General features: G+C 68.7%; 16 protein-coding genes. 9 read left to right on the top strand and 7 right to left on the bottom strand.

Annotation, left to right across the window (positions count from 1 at the left end; translation table 11 throughout):
- A partial coding sequence (locus OQ968_RS16705) for a non-ribosomal peptide synthetase (protein WP_324679746.1) occupies positions 1–12,303 on the top strand: 12,303 nt, incomplete at its 5' end.
- A 14-nt stretch (positions 12,304–12,317) separates the two neighbouring features.
- On the top strand, positions 12,318–13,049 hold the full coding sequence (locus OQ968_RS16700; RefSeq protein ID WP_324679802.1) for a methyltransferase domain-containing protein: 732 nt from the start codon (positions 12,318–12,320) through the stop codon (positions 13,047–13,049).
- Here OQ968_RS16700 and OQ968_RS16695 read toward each other — a convergent pair.
- The 3 genes from OQ968_RS16695 to OQ968_RS16685 are packed head-to-tail and all read right to left on the bottom strand — an operon-like array spanning position 13,046 to position 14,953.
- A complete protein-coding gene (locus OQ968_RS16695; protein ID WP_324679744.1) occupies positions 13,046–13,558 on the bottom strand; it encodes a hypothetical protein in 513 nt (170 codons plus the stop codon). The two genes, OQ968_RS16700 and OQ968_RS16695, sit on opposite strands and share 4 nt — an antisense overlap.
- A gap of 19 nt (positions 13,559–13,577) precedes the next feature.
- Positions 13,578–14,609 (bottom strand): phosphotransferase family protein, encoded by a 1,032-nt coding sequence (locus OQ968_RS16690; protein ID WP_420715931.1) that lies wholly within the window; start codon positions 14,607–14,609, stop codon positions 13,578–13,580.
- Entirely contained in the window at positions 14,606–14,953 is a 348-nt protein-coding gene (locus tag OQ968_RS16685) for a nuclear transport factor 2 family protein (protein ID WP_324679742.1), read from the bottom strand. The genes OQ968_RS16690 and OQ968_RS16685 overlap by 4 nt, the downstream gene beginning before the upstream one ends.
- Before the next feature lie 81 nt (positions 14,954–15,034).
- On the opposite strand from OQ968_RS16685, the gene OQ968_RS16680 reads away from it, so the two are divergent.
- The 6 genes from OQ968_RS16680 to OQ968_RS16655 all read left to right on the top strand — a co-directional run bounded on the left by OQ968_RS16680 (position 15,035) and on the right by OQ968_RS16655 (position 19,236).
- The gene (locus OQ968_RS16680) at positions 15,035–15,979 is read left to right on the top strand and encodes a class I SAM-dependent methyltransferase (protein ID WP_324679740.1); all 945 of its coding nucleotides are present in this window, start codon (positions 15,035–15,037) and stop codon (positions 15,977–15,979) included.
- Positions 15,972–16,382, top strand: coding sequence for an MmcQ/YjbR family DNA-binding protein (locus OQ968_RS16675; RefSeq protein ID WP_324679738.1), 411 nt, complete (start codon positions 15,972–15,974; stop codon positions 16,380–16,382). Before OQ968_RS16680 ends, OQ968_RS16675 begins: the two co-directional genes overlap by 8 nt.
- Positions 16,383–16,499: 117 nt before the next feature.
- The gene (locus OQ968_RS16670) at positions 16,500–16,724 is read left to right on the top strand and encodes a hypothetical protein (RefSeq protein WP_324679736.1); all 225 of its coding nucleotides are present in this window, start codon (positions 16,500–16,502) and stop codon (positions 16,722–16,724) included.
- A 29-nt stretch (positions 16,725–16,753) separates the two neighbouring features.
- Positions 16,754–16,909: a DUF6131 family protein gene (locus OQ968_RS16665; protein ID WP_324679734.1), complete on the top strand. Its 156-nt coding sequence runs from the start codon at positions 16,754–16,756 to the stop codon at positions 16,907–16,909.
- Positions 16,910–17,033: 124 nt separating this feature from the next.
- A complete protein-coding gene (locus OQ968_RS16660; RefSeq protein ID WP_324679798.1) occupies positions 17,034–17,738 on the top strand; it encodes a response regulator transcription factor in 705 nt (234 codons plus the stop codon).
- On the top strand, positions 17,716–19,236 hold the full coding sequence (locus OQ968_RS16655) for a HAMP domain-containing sensor histidine kinase (protein ID WP_324679732.1): 1,521 nt from the start codon (positions 17,716–17,718) through the stop codon (positions 19,234–19,236). The genes OQ968_RS16660 and OQ968_RS16655 overlap by 23 nt, the downstream gene beginning before the upstream one ends.
- A 1-nt stretch (position 19,237) precedes the next feature.
- Here OQ968_RS16655 and OQ968_RS16650 read toward each other — a convergent pair whose 3' ends face one another.
- The gene (locus OQ968_RS16650; RefSeq protein ID WP_324679730.1) at positions 19,238–19,714 is read right to left on the bottom strand and encodes a lipoprotein LpqH; all 477 of its coding nucleotides are present in this window, start codon (positions 19,712–19,714) and stop codon (positions 19,238–19,240) included.
- A gap of 167 nt (positions 19,715–19,881) precedes the next feature.
- Between OQ968_RS16650 and OQ968_RS16645 the strand changes: the two genes are divergently transcribed.
- The gene (locus OQ968_RS16645; protein ID WP_324679796.1) at positions 19,882–21,762 is read left to right on the top strand and encodes an alkyl/aryl-sulfatase; all 1,881 of its coding nucleotides are present in this window, start codon (positions 19,882–19,884) and stop codon (positions 21,760–21,762) included.
- Between the two features lie 73 nt (positions 21,763–21,835).
- Here the strand turns inward: OQ968_RS16645 and OQ968_RS16640 are convergent, their stop codons facing one another.
- From OQ968_RS16640 to OQ968_RS16630, 3 genes are read right to left on the bottom strand one after another with little or no spacing between them, the layout of a single operon-like run.
- A complete protein-coding gene (locus OQ968_RS16640; protein WP_324679728.1) occupies positions 21,836–22,804 on the bottom strand; it encodes an NADPH:quinone oxidoreductase family protein in 969 nt (322 codons plus the stop codon).
- The gene (locus OQ968_RS16635; RefSeq protein ID WP_324679726.1) at positions 22,804–23,430 is read right to left on the bottom strand and encodes a TetR/AcrR family transcriptional regulator; all 627 of its coding nucleotides are present in this window, start codon (positions 23,428–23,430) and stop codon (positions 22,804–22,806) included. The genes OQ968_RS16640 and OQ968_RS16635 overlap by 1 nt, the downstream gene beginning before the upstream one ends.
- Positions 23,420–24,703 (bottom strand): acyl-CoA dehydrogenase family protein, encoded by a 1,284-nt coding sequence (locus tag OQ968_RS16630; protein ID WP_324679724.1) that lies wholly within the window; start codon positions 24,701–24,703, stop codon positions 23,420–23,422. The genes OQ968_RS16635 and OQ968_RS16630 overlap by 11 nt, the downstream gene beginning before the upstream one ends.
- Between the last annotated feature and the right edge of the window lie 23 nt (positions 24,704–24,726).

Below are 24,726 nucleotides of genomic sequence, written 5' to 3'. Positions count from 1 at the left end.
TGGGCCGAATTGCCGGTGCAGTATGTCGATTACGCGTTGTGGCAGCGCGCGCAGTTCGGCGACCTCGACGATGGCCACAGCCGCATCGCCGCGCAGCTGGCCTACTGGCAAGACGCGCTGGCCGGGATGCCCGAACGCCTGCAGCTGCCCACCGATCGGCCCTATCCGCCGGTGGCCGATCAGTGCGGGGCCAGCGCGACCGTCGACTGGCCGGCGGACTTGCAGCAGCGGGTGCGTGCGCTGGCCCGCGCGCACAACGCCACCAGCTTCATGGTGATCCAGGCGGGCCTGGCGGTGCTGCTGTCGCGGTTGAGCGCCAGTTCCGATGTGGCGGTGGGGTTCCCGATCGCCGGGCGCAACGACCCCGCGCTCGACGAGGTGGTGGGGTTCTTCGTCAACACGCTGGTGTTGCGGGTCGACCTGACGGGTGACCCCACGGTGGCCGAGTTGCTGGGCCGGGTGCGACGGCGCAGCCTGGGCGCCTACGAACACCAAGACGTGCCCTTCGAGGTGCTCGTGGAGCGGCTCAACCCCACCCGGTCCCTGACGCATCACCCGCTGGTGCAGGTGATGTTGGGCTGGCAGGGTTTCGCCGGGCGCACCGGCGAGTCCGCCTCGGGGCTGGATCTCGGTGATGTGCAGATCACCGAGATGCCGGTGGACACCCGTTCTGCCCGCATGGATTTGGCGTTTTCGTTGGCCGAACGTTTCACCGAGGCCGGTGAGCCGGCCGGGATCGGCGGGGCGGTGGAGTACCGCACCGACGTGTTCGACACCGCCAGCATCGACGCGCTGATCGAGCGATTCCAGCGGGTGCTGATGGCCATGACCACCGACCCGGCCCGACGGCTGTCGGGCATCGATGTGCTCGACGCCGCCGAGCATGCGCGCCTGGATCGGTTGGGCAACCGCGCCGCGCTGGCACAACCCGCCGCACCCGGGGTATCGATTCCGGCGTTGTTCGCCTCACACGTGCAGCGCGCCCCGGACGCGGTGGCGATCCGCTACCAGGGCGGCTCGCAGACCTACCGCGAGCTCGACGAGGCCGCCAACCGGTTGGCGCACCTGCTGGCCGAGCGCGGGGCGGGGCCGGGACACACGGTGGCGCTGCTGTTCAACCGGTCACCGCAAGCAATCACCGCGATGCTGGCCGTGCTCAAGACCGGCGCGGCCTACCTGCCGATCGACCCCGGCCATCCCGACGCGCGGATCGGCTTCATGCTCGCCGACGCGACCCCGATCGCCGCGATCACCACCGCCGACCTGCGCCCCCGGCTACACGCAAGCGACCTGCAAGTCATCGACATCGATGACCCGGCACTGCACAACCAACCCAGCACCACCCCACCGGCACCACACCCAACCGACATCGCCTACCTCATCTACACCTCGGGCACAACGGGAGTCCCCAAAGGCGTTGCCATCACCCACCGCAACGCGACCCACCTGGCGGAGTCGTTGCCCTCGCATCTGCCGGCGGCGCGGGTCTGGACGCAGTGCCATTCGTACGGCTTCGACTTCTCGGTGTGGGAGATCTGGGCCGCACTCCTCGGTGGCGGGCGGCTGGTCGTCGTGCCCGAATCGACGGCCGGCTCACCGGATGACTTCCACGAACTGCTGGTGGCCGAACGCGTCAATGTGCTGACCCAAACCCCGTCAGCGGCGGCTGCGTTGTCGCCCGACGGGCTGGATTCGGTGGCGGTGCTACTCGGCGGCGAGGCGTGCCCGGCAGAGATTGTGGATCGCTGGGCGCCCGGGCGGGTGGTGATAAACGCCTACGGCCCGACCGAGGCCACCGTGTACACCTCGATGAGTGCCCCGCTGGCTCCAGGAGTAACAGTGGTGCCAATCGGCGCCCCGGTGTCAACCGCGGCGTCGTTCGTGCTCGACGGTCGGTTGTGCCCGGTGCCGGCCGGGGTGGTCGGGGAGTTGTATGTGGCCGGTCGTGGCGTGGGCGTTGGCTACGTGCACCGTTGCGGGTTGACGGCGTCGCGGTTCGTGGCGTGCCCGTTCGGCGGGGCGGGGACGCGAATGTATCGCACCGGGGACCTGGTGTGCTGGGGTGCCGACGGGCAACTGCAATACCACGGCCGCGCCGACGAGCAGGTCAAGATCCGCGGGTATCGCATCGAGCTCGGCGAAATCCAAAGCGCCCTAGCCGAACTCGACGGGGTGCAGCAGGCGGTGGTGCTCGCCCGCGAGGACCGCCCCGGCGACAAACGCCTGGTGGGTTACATCACCGGAACCGCCGACCCGGCCATAACCCGCGCCGAGCTGGGCAAGCGGCTACCGGCGTATATGGTCCCGGCCGCAATCGTGGTGCTCGACGCGTTGCCGCTGACCGTCAACGGCAAACTCGACCAACACGCCCTGCCGGCACCCGAATACCTGGACACCGATCACTACCGCGCCCCGAGCAGCCCGGTCGAGGAGATCCTGGCCGGCATCTACGCCGAAGTCCTCGGCGTGGAACGGGTCGGGATCGATGACTCGTTCTTCGAAATGGGCGGCGACAGCATCCTGTCGATGCAGGTGGTGGCCCGGGCCCGCGCCGCCGGGCTGAGGTGTCAGCCGCGCGACATCTTCGTCGAGCAGACCGTCGCCGGCCTGGCCCGGGTGACGGGGTCGGCGGCCACCGACGGGCCGACCGTCATCGATGACGGTGTGGGCCCGGTGATCCCCACGCCGATCATGCGCTGGCTGCAGACCGTGGACGGCCCGGTGGAGCAGTTCAACCAGACGATGGTGCTGCAGGCCCCCGCGGGAGTCACCGAGGCCGACGTTCTCGTCGTGCTGCAGGCCCTGCTGGACCGGCATGGCATGCTGCGGCTACGAGTCGACGATGGGCCCGCAGGCTGGGCGCTGACCGTGCCCGAGCCCGGGTCGGTAGCGGCCGGCGCGTGCCTGCACACCATCGACGTGTTGTCCGACGAGGCGCTGGCCCAGGCGCGGTCCCGGTTGAATCCGAGCGCCGGGGTGATGCTCAGCGCACTCTGGGCGGTCGGCACCGGCGAGTTGGTGGTGATCGTTCACCACCTGGCGATCGACGCGGTGTCGTGGCGAATCCTGTTGGAGGACTTCAACATCGCCTGGGCCCAGCATCACGCCGGGCAACCCGTGGCCCTGCCGGCACCCGGCACATCGTTCGCCCGGTGGGCCTCCCTGCTGGCCGATCATGCGCGCACCCCGACCGTGGTGGCCCAAGTCGAGACGTGGAGACACATCGCGGCCGCCCCGGCCGCCCTGCCCTCGGTCCAGCCCGCAGTGGATACCTATGCCAGTGCCGGGCAATTGTCGGTGTCATTGGATGCCGCGACGACGCGCTCGCTCCTTGGCGAGGTACCGGCCGCGTATCACGCTGGGACACAAGACATCTTGCTGATCGCGCTCGCCCTGGCCTGCGCGGAATTCCTCGACACCGGAAACGCACCGATCGTTCTTGATGTGGAGGGCCACGGCCGGGCCGACGACCTGGCTGCCGATGTCGACCTGTCTCGCACGGTGGGCTGGTTCACCACCAAATACCCGGTCGCGCTGAGCGTGGGCCGTCCGCCTTGGGCCCAAGTGGCCGCGGGTGAGGCAGAGCTCGAAGCTCTCATCAAAGACATCAAGGAACAACTGCGCGCGCTGCCCGACGGCTTGACCTACGGATTGCTGCGCTACCTCAACCCCGATATCGAACTCACGGGAGCCGACCCGGGGATCGGCTTCAACTACCTGGGGCGCCTCGGTATGCCCGCGGGGGTGCCCGCGGATCTGTGGCGGATCAGCCCCGACGCCCTCGCGGCCACCACGGCGTCCACCGCGGTACCGATGCCGCTGGGTCACACCGTGGAACTCAACGCCTTCGCCGTCGACACCGATACCGGTCCGCAGTTGCACGCAACCTGGACGTGGGCCCGCTCGGCACTCGACGACGCGCAGATCGCCCGGCTCGGCCAACTGTGGCGTGACGCCCTGGCCGGCATCTGCGCTCATGTACGAAACGGCGGGGGCGGCTTGACCCCGTCCGACATCGCCCCGGCCCGCCTGAACCAGGAGCAGATCGACGAGCTGTGCCGGCACCACGAGATCGCCGATATTTTGCCGTTGACACCGCTGCAGCGGGGACTGCTCTTCCACGCGAGCGGTGCGCGGCCCAGTGACGACGATCTGTATGCGGTGCAGCTGGATTTCAGCTTGACCGGCCGGATCGACCCCGACCGCCTCCACCAAGCCGTGGACACCGTCGTCGCCCGCCACCCCAACCTGGTGGCCCGGTTCTGCTGCCAGTTCGACGAACCGGTACAAGTCATTCCGGCCGATCCCGCGGCGGCCTGGCGGTATGTCGACCTCAACGACCATGACCTCGACGCCGAGGAGTGGGTCCAAGAACTGTGCGCCGCCGAACGCGCCGCGGTCTGCGACCTCACCGACCCGCCGGCGTTTCGGGCCGCCCTGATCCGCACCGCCGAAAACCTGCATCGGCTTGTGCTCACCAATCACCACATCGTGCTCGACGGCTGGTCCATGCCGATCCTGCTGCAGGAGCTGTTCGCCAGCTACCACGGGCACCGGCTGGCCGCGGCCGGGTCGTATCGCAGGTTTGTCACCTGGCTGGCCGATCGCGACCACGACGCCGCCCGCGCGGCCTGGCGCGAGGCGTTGGCGGGCTTCGACACCCCCACCCTGGTGGGCCCGCCGGGGCGGTCGGGGCTCGGGCGACGAGGCGTCGAATCCCACCGGGTGCCCGAGGGAATCACGCGAGCCGTGACCGAGCTGGCGCGCGCGCAGCACACCACCGTCAACACCGTGCTGCAGGCCGCCTGGGCACAGGTGCTGATGTGGCTGACCGGCAACCACGATGTCGCGTTCGGGGTCGCGGTCTCGGGTAGGCCGGCCGAGATGTCGGGCGCGGACACGATGGTGGGCTTGCTGATCAACACGGTGCCGGTGCGGGCCAGACTCACCGCCGCGACCACCACGGCCGGGCTGCTCGGCCAGCTGCACAGCGCCAACAACCGCACACTGGAGCATCAGCACCTGGCGCTCACCGAAATCCACCGCGTCACCGGTCACGAGCGATTGTTCGACACGCTGTTCGTCTACGAGAACTACCCGATCGAAACCGGCGCATTAGCAGGCGCGGACGGATTGGTCATCAGCGGGATCACCAGTCGCGAATCGACCCATTACCCGCTGACGATGCAAGCCCTTTCGAGCCGCGAACTCGGGCTTCGCGTCGAATTCGACAGTTATGCGTTCGACGCCGAACTCATCCGAACCCTCATCGAGGGGTTCCAGCGGGTGTTGGTGGCCATGTCCACCGACCCCACGCGGCGGCTGTCCTCGATCGATCCGCTCGGTGAGGCCGACCACGGCCGCGTGGACGAACTCGGCAATCGGGCGGTGTTGACGCATCCGGTGACTCCGGTGTCGATCCCGGAGTTGTTCACCGCGCAGGTGGCCCGCACGCCGCGGGCGGTCGCGATCACCTTCCGAGGCCGCTCGATGACCTACCGCGAGCTGGACGAGGCCGCCAACCGGTTGGCGCACCTGCTGGCCGAACAGGGCGCCGGCCCCGGACAGTCTGTGGCACTGCTGTTTTCGCGCTCCGCCGAGGCGATCGTGGCAATCCTGGCGGTACTCAAGGCCGGGGCGGCCTATCTGCCGATCGACCCCGCGGTGCCGGCGGCCCGGATCGGGTTCATGCTGGCGGATGCCACACCCATCGCCGCGGTCACCACCACCGACCTGGCAGAGCGGCTGGACGGGTGCGACGTGCCGGTCGTCGACGTCGACGACCCCCGCATCGACGGCCAAGCCGGCTCCGCATTGCCCGGTCCGGCCCCCGACGATATCGCCCACATCATCTATACCTCGGGCACGACCGGTGTCCCCAAAGGCGTTGCGGTGACCCACCACAACGTCACCCGGCTGTTCGACTCCCTGGACGTCGGCCTCAAGCCGGCGCCGGGGCAGGTATGGACGCAATGCCATTCCTATGCCTTCGACTACTCGGTCTGGGAGATCTGGGCCGCGCTGCTGCATGGCGGCCGGCTGGTGGTGGTGCCCGAAGAGGTGGCCACTGCGCCGCAACAACTTCAGGCGTTGCTGGTTGCCGAACACGTCAGCGTGTTGAGCCAGACCCCCTCGACGGTGCGGACACTGAGTCCGGAGGGGTTGGATTCGACGGCGTTGGTGATCGCCGCGGAGGCGTGCCCCGCCGACCTGGTGGATCGGTGGGCGCCGGGGCGGACGATGGTCAACGGCTACGGCCCCACCGAGACCACCGTATATGCCACCGTCAGTGCGCCGCTGACGCCGGGCTCGGGAACACCGCCGATCGGCTTCCCGGTTCCGGGAGCGGCGCTGTTCGTGCTCGACGGGTGGCTGCGCCCGGTGCCCGAGGGTGTGGTGGGTGAGCTGTATGTGGCCGGCCGCGGCGTGGGCGTGGGGTATCTGCGCCGGCCCGGGCTGACCGCGTCGCGGTTCGTGGCGTGCCCGTTCGGGGCGCCGGGAGCGCGCATGTATCGCACCGGCGACAGGGTGCGCTGGGCCGCCGACGGGCAACTGCAATACCACGGCCGCGCCGACGAGCAGGTCAAGATCCGCGGGTACCGCATCGAGCTCGGCGAAATCCAAAGCGCCCTAACCGAACTCGACGGCGTCCAGCAGGCGGCGGTGATCGCCCGCGAGGACCGCCCGGGCGACAAACGTCTGATCGGCTACATCATCGGCACCGCGGACCCCACCGAGATCCGCGCCCGGCTCGCCGAGCGGCTCCCGTCGTACATGGTCCCGGCCGCCGTAATGGTGTTGGACGCACTGCCTATGACCGTCAACGGCAAACTCGACAGACGCGCCCTCCCCGCACCCGATTACGCCGACGCCGGTCACTACCGCGCCCCGGCCGGCCCCACCGAGGAGATCCTGGCCGACATGTACGCCCACGTCCTCGGGCTGGAGCGGGTCGGCGTGGACGACTCCTTCTTCGAGCTGGGTGGGGATTCGCTGTCGGCGATGCGTCTGATCGCAGCGATCAACTCGGGCCTGGACGCCGAACTGGCGGTGCGCACCTTGTTCGACGCACCCACCGTCGCGCAGTTGGCGCCGCACATCGCCGGGCATGCGAGCCGGCGCAAGCCGCTGGTCGCGGGCGAGCGGCCGGCGCGGGTTCCGTTGTCCTTCGCCCAATCCCGGTTGTGGTTCCTCAGCCGGTTCGAGGGCGAAGCTGCGACGTACAACATGCCCGCCGCCTTCCACATCAACGGGCCGCTGGATCTGCATGCGCTGGTTGTGGCCCTCGACGACGTGATGGCTCGCCACGAATCGTTGCGGACCGTATTTCCCGACCGGGATGGGGTGCCGTTCCAGGACGTGTTGCCGGCACGGCCGGGGATGTGGTGTGACGGGGGCGCGGCGGTGGTGTCGTTGCCGGAGCACGAGGTGGCCGGTGCGTTGGTGTCGCTGGCCGGACATCGGTTTGATCTGTCCACGGAGATCCCGATTCGTGCCCAGATCTACGCGGTGGCGCCCGAGCAGCATGTGTTGGGGATTGTGGTGCACCACATCGCTTTTGACGGGTGGTCGCTGGCTCCGATGGTGCGGGACATCGCCGAGGCCTACCGGGCCAGGCGGCATGGCCTGGCCGCGCAGTGGGCGCCGTTGCCGGTTCAGTACGTCGACTACACGCTGTGGCAGCAGGAGTTGTTGGGGGCGGAGTCCGACCCGGAAAGCGTGATCGCCGGGCAGTTGCGGTACTGGCGGCGGGAATTGGCCGACCTGCCCGAGGTGGTGTCGCTGCCGGCGGACCGCCCACGGCCGCCGGTCCCGAGTTACCGCGGCGACGACGTCGACATCCGCATCGACCCGCGGGTGTGGGCACGGGTCAAGCAGCTGGCGGTGGCGCACAACGCGACGCCGTCGATGGTGTTGCAAGCGGTGATGGCCGTGGTGTTGCACCGCGCCGGCGCGGGCGAGGACGTGGTGATGGGCGCGCCGATCGCCGGGCGGTTGGATCCGGCGCTCGATGATCTGGTCGGGTTCTTCGTCAACACCTGGGTGTTGCGGGTGGCCGTCAAGTCCGCGCACCGGTTCGGCGATGTGCTTCGGCAAGTGCGTCAGAAAGCCCTCGATGCGTACAGCAACCAGGATGTCCCGTTCGAGCGGCTGGTCGAGCAGCTCAACCCGGTCCGTTCGACGGCGCATAATCCGCTGTTTCAGGTGCTCATGGTCTTCCAGAACAATGTGCGCCCCGCGGTGTTGGCGTTCGACGGGGTCAGCGTCGAGCCGCTGACGGCGTCGACGCGCACCGCCAAGTTCGACCTGGACATCGAACTGAGCGAGGTGCCCACCGACGACCCGGCGGCGCCGATGGCGGCCGGATCGGTGTCCTACGCCACGGACCTGTACGACCGAGCCACCATCGAGCGGCTGGTCGGCTGGTTCGGGTGGGTGCTCGAGGCGGTGGTGGCGGACGCGTCGGTGGTGGTGGGCGACGTTCCGCTGTTGACGCGCCGCGAGCGCGATCTCGTGCTGTCGGACTGGTCGGGTGCCGGCGTGCGGGCGCGGCCACGGGTGGCTCCCCAGCTGTTGGCCGAGGCGACGGCGGCCGACCCGGACGCGGTGGCGGTGGTCGACGGTGCGCGGGAGCTGTCGTATCGCGAGCTTGACGAGTGGTCGACGCGGCTGGCGCGCGTGCTGATCGAGCGGGGGGTCGGTCCCGAGCGCGCGGTGGGCGTGGCCATGGATCGCTGCGCGGAGTTGGTGGCGGCGTGGTGGGCGGTGGTCAAGGCCGGGGGGACATACGTGCCGGTGGATCCGGCCCACCCGGCCGAGCGGATCGCCACGGTATTGGACGCGGTCGGGGCCGTATGCGTGTTGACCCGCGGTGCCGGCGCCGTGGCCGGGGCCGGGGGGCGGCCGGTGTTGTCCATCGACGCCCTGGACGTGTCCGGCCGGTGCGCGGATCAGATCACCGACGACGACCGGCTGGCGCCGCTGGGGGTGGACAACACCGCCCACGTGATCTTCACCTCGGGGTCCACAGGTGCCCCCAAGGGAGTCGCGGTCGGCCACGCCGGCCTGGCGGCGGTGACCCAGCTGCGCGAAGTGTTCGGGTTGAGCGCGGGCGATCGGCTGCTCATGGTGGCCTCGCCGACCTTTGACGTGTCTGTTGGCGAGCTGTTGTTGGCCGTGGGGTCGGGCGCGGCGTTGGTGGTGGCGCCGCCGGATGCGTATGCGGGGGAGGCGTTGACGATGTTGCTGCAGACCCAGCGGGTCAGCGCGGCGGTGGTAACCCCGACGGTGCTGGCGTCCCTGGATCGGGGGCGGGCGGACGCGGTCGGCACGCTGATCACCACGGGGGAGGCCTGCCCCCGGGAGCTCGCGGTCGCCTGGGCGCCGGGTCGGCGAATGTTCAACGCCTACGGCCCCACCGAGACCACCATCTGGGCCACCTGCAGTCCCCCGCTGTCGGCGGGGCGGCCGGTCGACATCGGTGCCCCGATCCGCGGAATGTGTGCGCTGGTGCTCGACGCGCGCCTGAACCCCGCCCCCGTCGGGGTGGTGGGAGAGCTGTATCTCGCCGGGCCCGCGCTGGCCCGCGGCTATCTGGGCCGACCGGGGTCGACCGCGGAACGGTTCGTGGCCAACCCTTACGGTGGCGCCGGCACGCGCATGTACCGCACCGGCGATCTGGTGCGCTGGACCTCGGGCGGCACGCTGGACTATCTGGGTCGGGCCGACACTCAGATCAAACTGCACGGGCAGCGCATAGAGCTGGGCGAAATCGAGAGCGTCCTGTTGGCCTGCCCCGAGGTCACGCAGGCCGCCGGCGCCCTGCACCAGGACAGCACCGGGGCGCACCTCGTCGCGTACGTCACCCTCGATCAGACCGGCACCGGCGAGTCCACCGCCGTCCGAGACGCCGAAATCGTCGAGCAGTGGCAGCACACGTACGACGAGCTGTATTGCACCGAGGCCGAACCCTGCTGGCTCGGAACGGATTTCCGGGGATGGAACAGCAGCTACACCGGCGAGCCCATTCCGCTCGAGGAGATGGCGGAGTGGCGTTCGGCCACGGTGTATCGGATCATGGCCCTGCAACCGCGGCGAGTGCTGGAGATCGGCGCGGGTTCGGGCCTGCTGCTGTCGCAGATCGCCCCGCGCTGTGAGCACTATGTCGCCACCGACGTGTCGATGGCGGCCGTGCGCAACCTCGCCCGCGCGCTGGAGCGGTCGCAGCTCCCGCGGCGTGATCGAATCCAGCTCCTGGCTCAGCCCGCCCACCTGATCGGGGCGCTGCCGCACGGCTACTTCGACACGATCATTCTCAACTCGGTCGTCCAGTACTTCCCGAACGGGAAGTATCTGGCCGACGTCATCGACACGGCGATGGACCTGCTGGCCCCAGGGGGGAGGCTGTTCATCGGTGACGTCCGCAACCACGCTCTGCACGGCGCCTTCCAGGCAACGGTCGCGCTGGCCCGCACCCCCAGTGCGGAAATCGCCGAGATTCGCCAACGAGTTCAGCGCGCCATGGTCAGCGAGCCCGAATTGTTGCTGGCGCCAGAGTTTTTCACCACGTGGGCCGCCGATCACCCATCGGTGGCCGGACTCGACATCCAGGTCAAGCGTGGATTCGCCGACAACGAACTGACCCGGTACCGCTATGAGGTCGTCGTCCACAAGAACCCGATACCGGTCCACTCACTGGGCGCGACACCCACTTGGGCGTGGACCGAATGCGCGGGCCCGCTCGGACTGCAGGCCCGGTTGATGTCCCAGCGTCCCGCCGCCGTGCGCGTCGTCGGAGTGCCCCGGGCCGGGCTGGTCACCGACGTCCGGCTCGAGGAGGCCGTCGCCGCCGGACGGCCCCCGGCCGACGCGCTCGTCGAAGCCACCGCGACCGTCGACAGCGCCGCCCCCGAACAGTTGCACCGCCTCGGCGAAAACATCGGATACCACGTCGCCGTCACCTGGGGCGCCCAACCCGGCACCATCGATGCCGTCTTCATCGCCCCCAGCGATCTTGGTACGGAGTCCGTTCCGGCCCTGACCGACGTCTACCTACCCACGACCGCGGCACGCGAGCGCACCAATGGATGCAACGACCCGCACACCAACACCAAGATCAGTGCGGTGCGTCAGCGGCTGAGCGAGCGGATGCCGGACTACATGCTGCCGGCGCAGATAATTGTGCTCGACGACTTCCCGTTGACCTCCTCGGGCAAGGTCGACCGTAAGGCCCTGCCCGCACCGGTGTTTGCCGCCACCTCCTTCCGGCCACCGCAGACGGAGACCGAGAAGATCGTTGCCGACGTCTACGCCGAAGTGCTCGGACTGCAGCGCGTCGGGGTCGATGACTCATTCTTCGAGCTGGGCGGGGATTCGTTGTCGGCGACGCGGGTGACGGCGGCGGTCAACAAGCGCCTGGGCACCGAGCTCGCGGTGCGCACCATGTTTTATGCGCCATCCGTCAGAAGCTTGTGCGAGCAGTTGGGCCGGCCTGACAGCGCGGTGGACCTGGTCCCCGTCGAGGTCTTCAAAGCGGGAACGGGCGTTCCGCTGTGCTGTATACATGACGGTCTCGGTCTGAGCTGGTCCTATCGAATCCTGGGGAACTACCTGGACTGCCCGATCATCGGAGTCAACCAGCTGCCGCAAAACGGTGAATCCGGACAAGGGTCGATCCGAGCCATGGCGGTGAGCTACGCGAACAGGCTGCAAGCCGCTTACCGCAACGGACCCTACAAGATATTGGGCTGGTCCCTCGGGGGTGTGGTAGCGCAGGCGCTCGCCATTGAATTGCAACGACGCGGATGCGCGGTCGAACGCCTGGTGCTGCTCGACGATGCGTTCAGCACCAGTACGATAGTCGCGGTCGATGACGCTTCCGACGAGAGCCAAGTGCTCGAGCACATTCTGCTGATGAACCACATCGACGTACCGGAACAGGCTGCGCCGCTTACCTATTCGCAGGCGGTGCGGCTGATTGCCCGGCAACTGGACGCGGCGCAGTTGGCGCTGCCGTCCGAGCAGCTGCTGGAATTCATGGTGAAGAATTTGACCATGAACCAGCTGCATCTGCAGGACTTCGAGCCCGACGTTTTCGACGGCGATCTGGTGATATTCTCCGCGGCGCGCGGCGTAAACGGGAACGGCCCCCCGCGTCCGCACGTTTGGCGGCCCTACGTTACCGGCGACATCACCGTCCATTCGGTCGACTGCACTCACCACGAGATGTTGACCAGCGCATCGCTGAGTATGTATGGCGGACAACTCAAACGCTCATTGGAAGAAAGGATGGCAATGCGGTGATCGACCTTGCCGGCATGCCCCGGGGTGGGCCGAATGCCTCCTGGCTGGACCGGCGGTTGCAGACCGACCGGCTGGAGTACCTGGACCGCGACGACGTCGACGAGCTGAAGCAGAAGGTGCTCCAAACACTGGAACGCGGCGCGGGGCGACGACGGATCGGTGCCTACGCGAGGATCAGTCGGGTAGTGCTCGACGAGGTGGCCGACGTCGCCTCGCCAAAGATCCTGGAATTGGGGGCCGGGCTCGGCGGGCTGTCGCGCAAGCTGCTCGAGAGTCATCCCACGGCTCAGCTGACGGTCACCGACATCGATCCCATGTTTGTGGCCGCGATCGAGGCCGGCGATCTCGGCAGCCATCCACGCGCGACGGTGCGAAGAATGGACGCCACCGCGATCGACGCGTCCGACGGCTACTACGACCTCGCGGTGTTCTCGCTGTCCCTGCACCACCTGCCGCCCGAACTGGCCGCCCGGGTGTTCGCCGAAGGAACCCGGGTGGCGAGCAAGTTGTTGATCGTCGATCTCCGCCGACCCCCGGCGCCGGTCCACTTGCTGGTCCTGGCAACGGTTTTCCCATTCACTCGGCTAGTGCCGCTGATCCATGACGGGTTCATCAGTTCGCTTCGCGCCTACAGCCCGTCGGCACTGCGTGCGCTCGCGGAACATGCCGACCCGGGCATCACCGTCGACTTCCGAACCCTGCGGATGGGCCCGACGGTGGTGGTTGCCAGGCGCGCAAATCCCTAAGGCCGAGGCACGAACGGCAGCCGTGGGATGGTCACGGTCTGCGTGACCGTGCTCGTTTCGGTGCTCGGCGAAACGGTGACGGTGCTCGTCTCCGGCGGGACCGTCGTCGTTGGAGTGCCGGTGTCGGTGCTCGGGGTGCCGGTGTCGGTGCTCGGCGGAGGGGCCGTCTCGGTGACGGTCTGAGTCGGCGCCCCGCCGCCCCCACCCCCGTGGTGCCGGGGCGGCGCGGCGGACGTCGTCGTCACGGCGGTGGTGGAGACGGGCGGCGTCGTCGTAACCGCGGGGCTGGGCGCCGGCGACCCGCTCACCAGCTTGACCACCGCGTATGCCACCAGCGCGAGCACGATCGCCCCGACCGCGCCCGCCGCGACCAGCGCCGCCGGGCGGCGGTACCACGGCGTCGGGGGCTGCGGCGGTTCGGGTTCGTAACCGCCGTAGTCGGACCCGCCGTAGCGCGCGGCCTGGGTCGGCTCGGAGTAGTAGTCGGGGTTCTCGGGGTAGGGCGGCACGAAGGGAGATGTTAGTAGCTCAGGTCTCGTTGTCGATCAGCGTCAGTGCCCGTTCGAAAAGATGCACCGTGGCCGCGTGCAGCTGGTCGCCGACCTCCCGTTCGGCCTTCCCGGCGCACGCCCTGGCCAGCGTGCCCTCGATGACGATGCCGAGCTTGAAGCAGGCCAGCACGACGTACCAGTTGATGTGCGACAGGTCGCGGGTGGTGTTGGCGGCGTACCGCTCGAACAGGTCGTCGGTGCTCGCCAGCCCCGACTGACTGCCCAGCGCGTGGCTGAACACGGCGGACCCGTCGGGCTGGCGCCAGGTCGCGAGCAGCCAGCCCAGATCCAGCAGCGGGTCGCCGATCGTGCACATCTCCCAGTCGACGATGGCGACCACCTCGGGCCCGGTGTTGGAGAACATCACGTTGGCGGCGTGATAGTCGCCGTGCATGATGCCCGGCTTCCAGGTGGTCGGCCGGCGGCGCTCCAGCCACGCCGCCACCCGATCGACCCCGGGGATGTCGGGGCCCGGGTAGTTCTCGTACTCCCGATAGGAGTCCAGCTCCGAAAGCCAGCGCGGCACCTGGCGTTCCAGGAAGCCCTCCGGCTTGCCGAAATCGGCGAGACCGACGGCGACGTGGTCGACGGCGCCCAGCTTCGCCAGCGCGTCGGCCATCGACAGCCCCATCTGGAACCGCACGCCGGCATCGCCCGCGTGCAACGGCGGCAGCCCCTCCCCGGCGTTGAACCCGTCGACGGGCTCCATCAGGTAGAAGACGGCGTCACCGAGTACGCCGGGGTCGGCACAGGTGGCGATCAGGTGCGGATGCGGCACGTCGGAACCGGCAAGTGCCGCAAGGACTTTGGTCTCGCGAAGGATCACGCTGTTGCTGCGCGGACGCAGGTGCCGCGGCCCGCGGCGCAGCACGTAGGGCCGGCCGGACCTGGTGAACCGCAGCATGACGTTCTGCGTCCCGCCGGTGACGGCGGAGACATCCTCCAGCGGCCCTTCGCCCAGCCCCTGCGCGGACATCCAGTCCGCGACGGCTTTCAGGTCCACGCTCATCCCTTGGGCTGCGGGGTGTGGTGGAGCGTCTGCGCCCATATCATGCCGTCGCGGAACACGAAGGTGTCCACGCCGTCGTCGACCCGGTTGAGCGCCGAATCGGCGGCCCACTCGAGGAACAGCACGTCGCCCCCGAAGATCCGGGTTTTCAGGTCCCAAGCCGCATCGGGCAGTTTGTCCAGCAGTTGGGCGAAGACCTCGCGTGCGCCGTGCTTGCCGCGCGCGACGCCGGCCGGCGTGATCAACACCGCATCGTCGGCGTAGTCGGCGACGATCTCGTCGAGGTCGCCGGCGGCCAGCGCCTTTCCGTGGTGGGCGAATACCTCCTGCGGCGTGCGCGTCATTGCGACTCCTTTCCCAGGGACGTCTGCGAAGAAGCCTAGTGTGTGGAATCAACGGACTTTCGGGCTTGGAGGGGAATGCCGATGCCGCGGACCGACGACGACTCCTGGGACATCACCCAAAGCGTGGGAGCCACCGCGCTGGGTGTCGCCGCGGCCCGCGCCGCGGAGACCGCGAGCGAGCATCCGCTCATCAACGACCCGTTTGCGCGGCTGTTCGTCGAAGCCGCGGGGGAGGGGATGTGGAGCATCTACGCGGACCCCAAGCTGCTGGCGAAGGCGGCCGAACTCGAACCGGACATGCGGGCGCGGCTGCGGCTGATGGTCGACTTCATGGCCACGCGGACAGCGTTTTTCGACGAGTTCTTCCTCGACGCGGCGCGCTCCGGCGTCCGGCAGGCGGTGATCCTGGCGGCCGGCCTGGACGCGCGCGCCTGGCGGCTGCCGTGGCCCGACGGCACCGTCGTCTACGAGCTCGACCAGCCCAAGGTGCTGGAATTCAAGTCGAACACGCTGCGCGAGCACGGCGCGCAGCCGACGGCGCGATTGGTGAACGTGCCGATCGACCTGCGCCAGGATTGGCCAAAGGCGTTGCGGGAGGCGGGGTTTGACGCGTCACTACCCTGCGTATGGTCGGCCGAGGGCCTGGTCCGCTACCTGCCGGCGCGGGCCCAGGACCAGTTGTTCGAGCGGATCCATTCGCTCAGCGTGGCGGGCAGCCGGGTGGCCGCCAACGTGCCCAGCGAGGGCTTCACCGACGCCGACCGGGTGCGGCGCCAGCGCGAGGACATGCAGCGCATGCGGGCCGCGGCCGCCAAGCTGGTCAACACCGAGATCACCGACTTCGACGACCTCTGGTACCCCGAGGAGCGCACCCCCGTCGACCGCTGGCTGCACGAGCGCGGCTGGGACGTGTCGACGGCGACCTTCGAGGAGCTGATGGCCCGCTACGGCCGCGACGTTCCGGACGGGGCCGAGGACGCGATGCCGCCCACCCTGTACGTCTCCGCGCATCGTCGCCATGGTTGATCGGCCCGCCCGGCTGAGCGACGTGCATCGAATCGCCGCGTCCATGCCCCACGTCAAACGGCTGCAGGGGCCGAAGGGTAACGCCATCTATCAGGTGGGCGGAAAGTCGTTCGTGTTCTTCCGGACTCCCCAGCCGGATGCGACCGATCCGCGCACCGGCGAACGCTACGCCGACGTGATCATGTTCTGGGTCGAGTCGGAGAGCGACAAGCTGGCGCTGATCCAGGATCCCGCGTCGCCGTTCTTCAGCACGGCCCATTTCGACGGGCACCCCTCGGTCCTGGTGCGGGCCTGCCGGCTGCCGGAAATCAGCAAGACGGAATTGACCGAGCTGATTCAGGACGCGTGGCTATCCCGGGCGTCGAAGAGGCGCGCCGATGCGTGGCTCGCCGACCATTCCTAGCGCGAGCTCCATTGGGAGCGACGGGAAACGGCGTACCCGCGCCGATGTTTAGACACGAGTTCAACGGGTAAACCCCGGCTCACGAGAAATTTTTTCTCGAACACAACGGAGGTCGCCATGCGCGGAGGCGGAATTATCGGGACGATTGTGCTGGTGTGGCTGATCATTGGAGTATTCGCGGCGTGGCAGCGCGACTACTTCAAGGGTGGCGACACAAGTTGTGCCACAGCGGGAAACATCGCATTGACAGTGATTGCCGGGCCCTTGAATTACGCAGGGGTCAATCCGAAAGTCAAGGACTGCCGTGTGCCGCAACCCAGCTCAATGGGAGCACTGAGTTAAAGAAACCCCTCGAGTAAAAGGAAGTCGTCATGATCGTCTTAGGTGTGGTTCTGCTTATCCTCGGATTCGTCTTCGGCATTCATTTGTTATGGGTGCTTGGAGTCATCTTGCTGGTGATCGGCGCGGTGCTGTGGATTCTGGGCTCCGTTGGCCGCCCGGTCGCCGGCCGGCGGTACTGGTACTAGCCACCGATCGCCGATAGCGGTCTTTCACAGGACACGCAAAGGCTTCGCATAGCCGCGGCCAAGTCGCGAGCGGATACTGGAGGCTGTGACGACGCCGCCCCGAGCCTCCGCTGAGCGGGTCGTCATGTGCCGCGCGGACGGCAACCCGATCAACGTGCTCGTCGTCGACGACGAATCCGTCCTGGCCGAGATGGTCGCGATGGCGCTGCGCTACGAGGGCTGGAACATCGCCACCGCCGGCGACGGAGCGTCGGCCGTCGCCGCGGCCCGCACCCAGCGGCCCGATGTGGTCGTCCTCGACGTGATGCTGCCCGACATGAGCGGGCTCGACGTGTTGCACAAGTTGCGCGAGGACAACCCGCACCTGCCGGTGCTGCTGCTGACGGCCAAGGACGCGGTGGAGGACCGCATCGCCGGGCTGACCGCCGGCGGCGACGACTACGTCACCAAACCGTTCAGCATCGAAGAGGTGGTGCTGCGGCTGCGGGCGCTGCTGCGGCGCACCGGCGTGACGACGGTCGACAGCGGCGCGCAACTGGTGGTCGGGGATTTGGTGCTGGACGAGGACAGCCACGAGGTGACACGCGGCGGCGAGCCAATCTCGTTGACCTCTACCGAGTTCGAGTTGCTGCGGTTCATGATGCGCAACGCCAAACGGGTACTGAGCAAGGTGCAGATCCTCGACCGGGTGTGGAGCTACGACTTCGGCGGCCGCTCCAACATCGTCGAGCTCTACATTTCCTACCTGCGCAAGAAGATCGACAACGGTCGCGAACCCATGATCCACACGCTGCGCGGCGCGGGCTATGTCCTCAAGCCCGCCCGCTAAGGCACGGCGAGCCTGGTCGCTTCGGCTGCGGCTCCTGGTCGGGCAGGTCATCGTGCTCGCCCTGGTCTGCATCGGGATCGCCGGGGCGACCGAGCTCGCGCTCAACCACCACCTCGTGAAGCAGCTCGACGGCCAGCTCGCCGGCACCTCGTACCGGTCGGCGCTGATGTATCCCGAACCCAACCATTCGCAATGGCACCACAACCATCCGAACTATCCGCGGCCCAGCCCCGGCCCCGGCCCACGGTTCCTCGATGCGCCCGGTCAGCCGGCGGGCATGGTCGCCGCCGTGGTCAGCAACGGCAAGACCGTCGACGCCGGCTACACGACCAGCAGCGGCGCCCGGGCCGCGCTGAGCGAGCGGGCGCAGGCCCAGTTGGCGGCGATCGCGGGCAGCCGCAGCCCGGTGACCCTGGACCTCGACGGCCTCGGCCGCTACCGCGTGGTCGCCGCCCCGAGCCGGCGCGGCGGCGACGTGATCGTCACCGGCCTGTCGATGGCCAACATCGACGCCACCCTGATCCGGATGCTGGTCATCTTCGGGATCGTCACCGTGGTCGCGTTGACCGCCGCGACGATCGCCGGGCTCATCATCATCAGGCGGGCGCTGGCGCCACTGCGCCGCGTCGCGCAAACCGCCCGCAAGGTCGCGGATCTACCGTTGGCCCGCGGTGAGGTCGAGCTGCCGGTGCGGGTGTCCGAATCCGACGCCAATCCGTCCACCGAGGTGGGCCAGCTCGGCACGGCGCTGAATCGGATGCTCGACCACATCGCCGACGCGCTGCGGGTGCGCCAGGCCAGCGAGACGCGGGTGCGGCAGTTCGTCGCGGACGCGAGTCACGAACTGCGCACACCGCTCGCCGCGATCCGCGGCTACACCGAACTGACCCAACGCATGGGTGACGACCGCGAGGCGGTGGAGCACGCCATGAGCCGGGTGGCATCGGAGACGGAGCGGGTGACGCGCCTCGTGGAGGACCTGCTGTTGCTGGCCCGGCTGGACTCGGGTCGGCCGCTGGAACGGGAACCGGTGGACCTGTCGCGCCTCGCCGTCGACGCGGTCAGCGACGCGCACGTCGCCGGGCCCGATCACCAGTGGGAACTCGACCTGCCCGAGGAGCCGGTGGTCGTCACCGGGGACGCGGCGCGGTTGCACCAGGTGGTGACCAACCTGCTTGCCAACGCCCGCACCCACACCGGCGCGGGCACCGTCGTGACGACGCGATTGAGCACCGAGCCGACGCATTCCGTGCTGCAGGTGAGCGACAACGGCCCCGGCATTCCCGCCGAGTTGCAGTCGGAGGTGTTCGAGCGGTTCGCCCGCGGCGACTCGTCGCGCTCCCGCAAGGGCGGCAGCACCGGGCTGGGCCTGGCGATCGTGTCCGCAGTTGTCAAGGCGCACAACGGAACCATCACCGTGAGCAGTTCACCCGGTCATACCGAGTTCACGGTGCGGTTGCCCCTCAACGGGTGGCAACCGCCCGCGTCCAACTCCTAGGTCAGCTTGAACAAGTCACGTCGATTTCGAACGGCTTGTTCACCGGTTGCATCGGGTTGGCCATGTCGACGCCCGTCGCGGTCCCGGTGATCTTGTAGTGGTTGCCGTCCTTGGTCGCCGAGGCATTGCCCTGGCCCGTCCCCGACGTGTACGCGAGCGTCACGCCGTTGACGTTGCCCAGCCCGACCGACTTCACCTGGGGAGGATTGGCATCGGTGAGCACGGCGCCAATGCCGGTCGCGGCCCCACCGATCGCGATGTTGACGTTGCCGCCCGCCGTCGTGCAGACCACCGAGCCACTCACGTTCTGGTTCTTCCCGTCGATGGTGACCGTCGGCCCGCCGCCGGCGCTTGCCGATGCGCTGGCGCCCGAGGAGGTCGCGCCCCCGCCGGTGCTCGACTTGTTGCTCGAACAGCCAGAAATGCCCGCGGCCAGAATCGCCGCGCCGGCAACCGCGATCGTCAGTTCACGCTTCACCTGTTCTCCTTTGCCCGTTCGTTGCGGCCCCCGGCATTGAGGGCCGTCTGGGCAGTATGCGGGTTTGCCGGGCCGCGCAAAAGAGGTTCGGGCGAAAATGTTTCGATTCGGTTAAGCCGCCCGCTCCGCGCGCGTTCTTCCGGGGCGGGCGCATCGATGGCAGGGTAATTCCGGTGGACCACAAACCTCCCACCGCGATCATCGAGTCCGCGCACCGCCGACATGACCTGCCATTCGACGACACCACGGATTTTCACAATGCCGATCGTGGATTCATAGCGGCGTTATCCCCGTGCGTCGTCAGGGCGGCCGACGGCCGCGTGGTCTGGGACAACGACGCCTACGACTTCGTCGACGGTCCGGCGCCCCCAACCGTGCACCCGAGCCTGTGGCGGCAGTCGTCGCTGACCGCCAAGCAAGGCCTCTACGAGGTGGTGCCGGGCATCTATCAGGTCCGCGGGCTCGACCTGTCGAACGTCACCTTCGTCGAGGGCGACACCGGGATCATCGTCATCGACCCGTTGATCTCCACCGAGGTCGCCGCCGCGGCGCTGGCCCTGTATCGCACCCACCGCGGCGGCGACCGTCCCGTGGTCGCAGTGATCTACACCCACAGTCACGTCGACCATTTCGGCGGCGTGCTGGGTGTCACCTCGCAGGCGGACGTCGACGCCGGCGCGGTCGCCGTGCTGGCCCCGGAGGGCTTCGTCGAGCACGCGGTGCAGGAGAACGTCTACGCGGGCCCGGCGATGACGCGCCGCGCGACCTACATGTACGGCATGATGCTGCCGCGGGGGCCGCTGGCGCACGTGGGATGCGGCCTCGGCCAGGCCGGGTCCACCGGCGAGGTGGCGATGATCGTGCCGACGCTCGACATCCGGCGGACCGGGGAGAGCCACACCATCGACGGCGTGGAGATCGAATTCCAGATGGCGCCCGGCACCGAGGCGCCCGCCGAAATGCATTTCTATTTCCCGCGTTTCCGCGCGTTGTGCATGGCGGAGAACGCCACGCACAACCTGCACAACCTGCTCACGCTGCGCGGCGCGCTGGTCCGCGATCCGCACGCGTGGTCGGGCTACCTCACCGAGGCCATCGACACCTTCGCCGGCCGCGCCGATGTGGTGTTCGCCTCGCATCACTGGCCCACCTGGGGCCGCGAGAACATCGCCGAATACCTGTCGCTGCAACGCGATCTGTACGCGTATCTGCACGACCAGACGCTGCGGCTGCTCAACCGGGGATACACAGGCGTGGAAATCGCCGAGATGTTCGAGATGCCGCCCAGGCTCGAGCGAGCCTGGCACACGCACGGCTATTACGGGTCGGTCAGCCACAACGTGAAGGCGGTCTATCAGCGCTACATGGGCTGGTTCGACGGCAACCCGGGCAGGCTGTGGCCCCACCCGCCCGAGGCGCTGGCCCCGCGTTACGTCGACGCGATGGGCGGGATCGACCGGGTGGTTGAACTCGCCCAGGCGGCCTTCGATTCCGGCGATTTTCGTTGGGCGGCAACGCTTCTCGACCACGCTGTGTTCACCGACAGTGCCCACGACGGCGCCCGTGCGCTGTACGCCGACACGCTCGAGCAGCTGGCCTACGGGTCTGAGAACGCGACGTGGCGAAACTTCTTCCTCAGCGGGGCGGCCGAGTTGTGCGACGGCAATCTCGGCACCGCCGTTCAGGTCGTCTCACCGACCATGCTGTCCCAGCTGACACCGGAGCAGATCTTCGACGGCTTCGCCGTCCGCGTCGACGGGCCGCGCAGCTGGGACCTCGATGTCGCCGTCGACATCTCGTTCGCCGACCTGGCCGCGAACTATCGGCTGAGGCTGCGCAACGGGGTGCTCGTCCACCGCCGGGTGGCGGCCGACTCCGCGACGGCCGACGTTACGGTCAAGCTGGACAGCAAGTTTCGGCTGCTGCTGGTCGCGGCCGGGGATTTCGACTCGCCGGGGCTCGACATCTCCGGTGACCGGACGGCGTTGCGGGCGTTCCTGGGCGCGCTCGACCAACCGGACACCAATTTCAACATCGTCACGCCGTAGTCACCTCGGCGAGCAGACGCAAAAGCCCCCGAATTCGGCCCGAATCGGGCGCTTTTGCGTCTGCTCGCGGAACTCACGCGACGTCGATGACCACCTTGCCGAGCACCTTGCGCTCCGCCACATAGCGCAGTGCGGCTGGGGTTTCGGCCAGGGGAAACCGCGCGCCGATGTAGGGCCGGATCACGCCGGCGGCGAACATCTTCGTCAGCTCCTCGGTGTCGCGGATGGCCTCGTCGGGATGGTCGGCCATGAACGTCCGGATCTCCATGCCGCGGATCGTGATGTCTTTGAGCAGAACGAGATTGAGCGGGATGGCCGGGATCGTCCCGGCGGCGTAGCCGAGGGTGACGAAGGTGCCGCCGCGAGCCAGCCCGCGCAGCGCCGGCTCCGAATAGGCCCCGCCGACGGGGTCGATGACGACCCGGGCGCTGTCGCCGGTGAGCTCGCGGATGCGGGCCTTCAGGTCCTCGCGGTCGTAGTCGACGGTGGCCTCGGCGCCGCGCCGCCGGCACAGCTCGAGCTTCTCCGGGCTGGACGCCGCGGCCAGCACCCGGGCCTTCATCGCCACGGCCAAGTCGACGGCGGCCAACCCGACGCCGCCGGCGGCGCCCAGCACCACCACCCAATCCCCTTCCGCCACAGCGGCGGTCGAGCGCAGGGCGTGGTACGCGGTGCGGTAGGTGACGCCGAAGGCCGCCGCCGACGCGAAGTCGGCGTCGTCGGGCATGAGCGTCGCCTGGCTCGCTTCGAGGAGCGCCCGCTCGGCGAACGCACCGAACGTGGTCCCGGAAACCCGCTGCCCCGGCACGAACGGCGCGCCCTCCCCGGCGGCGAGCACTTCGCCGGCGATCTCGTTGCCCGGGATGAACGGCGGCGGAATCTTGACCTGGTACTTGCCGGCGACGAACAACACGTCCGGGAAGTTCACCGCCGCGGCGCGCACCCGCACCAGCAGCTGCCCGGGGCCCGGGACGGGCTCGTCGACGTCGGTGAGCACCAGGTCCTCCGGTGGGCCGTAGGCGCGGCAGACCACGGCCCGCATCAGTTGACCCCCAACCCTTTCAGGCAGAACCGCACCACGTGCGCGATGTCGTCGGGGCCGGGGCGATCCGCCGAACCGACGTATCGTCGTAGCTTCGCGGAGGTGCAGCAGAACACCGCCTCGACGTCGCGATCGACGTCGCCGCTGCCCAGCTCCGTGACCGGCTCGACCAGCAGGTCGCGCAGCGGCCGCAGCATCTCCTGGTCGACCGCCTGCCAGTGGGCGCCGGCCGACATCTGCCCGGCCGCCGCGCGGCTCTTGCTGATCAGGTACGGGTCGGCGACCTGGGCCAGCGTGCCCTCGATCCAGCGCGCGATCTTGTCCTCCGGCCTGGGCTCCTTGGCCATCTGGTGCTGAAGGTAGGACACGACGATCCCGACCCCGCGTTCCATCACCGCCAGGATGAGATCGTCCTTGCCGGCGAAGTAGCGGTAGAACGCCTTGTTCGACGAGCCGGCCTCGGCGACGATGTCGCTGACGCGCGGCGGTTCGGGTGCGACCCGTTCCATCACCCGTACCGCGGCGGCCAGGATGCGCTCCACCTCCTCGGTGGCCTCCCGCTGCCGGTCGTCGAGGGCGCGCTCGACCGCCGCGGCGACCCGGCTAGAAGTCTTACTAGAAGTCAACGAGCTCACCGTATTTGGCTCGGGCCGCCTCGCGCCGGACACCCAGCGACTCGCTGGGCCAGTCGCCGTCCTCGGCGTCGTACCCCTTGAGCAGCATGCGGGCCAGGTTGACCTTGTGCGCCTCGGTGGGCCCGTCGGCCAAGCCGAGCGCGATGCCGCCCAGCAGGACGTTGACCAGTGGCAGCTGGTCGGTGAGCCCGAGCGCGCCGTGCACCTGAATCGCGCGCAGCGCAATCGATTTCAGCACCTGGGACGCCAGGATCTTGCAGGCGGCGATCTCGGCGCGGGCGGCGTGTTCGTCGCCGTTGTCGATCAGCCACGCGGCGTGCAGCACGGTCAGCCGGAACGGTATCAGCTCGGTGTAGGAGTCGGCGACGAACTCCTGCACCAATTGCTTGTCGGCGAGCGAACTGCCCTGTGTGAAGCGGCTTTTCGCGCGCCGCGACATCATCTCGACGGCGCGCTGCGCCATCCCGATCGAGCGCATGGCGTGGTGCAGGCGCCCGCCGGCCAGCCGGGTCTGCAGGATCAGGAAACCCTGGCCTGCTTCGCCGAGCAACGCGTCCGACCCGACCCGCACCCCGTCGTAGTGCACCAGGGAATGCCCCGGCTCGTGCGGGTCCGCCCCGACCAGGTGGTGGGTGGCCTCCAGCGTCAGGCCCGGCGTTCCGGCCGGGATCAAGAACGTCGAAGCGCCGCGGTGGACGGGCACGTCGGGATCGGTGATCGCGACGACGATGAAGAACGACGCGACGGAGGCGTTGGAGGAGAAGTACTTTCGGCCGGTGATCACCCAGTCGTCACCGTCGCGGACCGCACGGGTGGTGAAGACCCGCGGGTCGGCACCGCCCTGCGGCTCGGTCATCGAGAAGCAGGAGAAGATCTCCCCCGACAGCAGCCCGGCCAGGTAGCGGTCCTTCTGGTCCTGGGTGCCGAAGCGCGCGATGATCTCGGCGTTGCCGGTGTCGGGCGCCTGGGTGCCGAACACGATCGGTGCCCACGGGCTGCGGCCCAGGATCTCGTTGATCAGCGTCAGCTTGACCGCGCCGAAGCCCTGCCCGCCCAGCTCCGGGCCGAGGTGCGGCGCCCACAGGCCGTTGTCGCGGACCTGCTGCTTGAGCGGGTCGACGATGCGGCGGCGCTCGTCGTTCAGCGGCAGGAACTCGCACCCGGGAAAGAGCACCTCGAGGGGTTCCACCTCCTCGCGCACGAACTCGCGGATCCAGTCCAGCTTCTTCTCGAACTCCGGTTCGGTGGAGAAGTCCCAAGGCATGCGAATACTCCTAGTTTGCAGGG

It is taken from the genome of Mycobacterium sp. 663a-19 (genome assembly GCF_035616495.1).
Lineage (GTDB): Bacteria > Actinomycetota > Actinomycetes > Mycobacteriales > Mycobacteriaceae > Mycobacterium.
The sequence above is the reverse complement of the archived record's forward strand: the minus strand, read 5'-3'. Positions and strand labels throughout refer to the sequence as shown.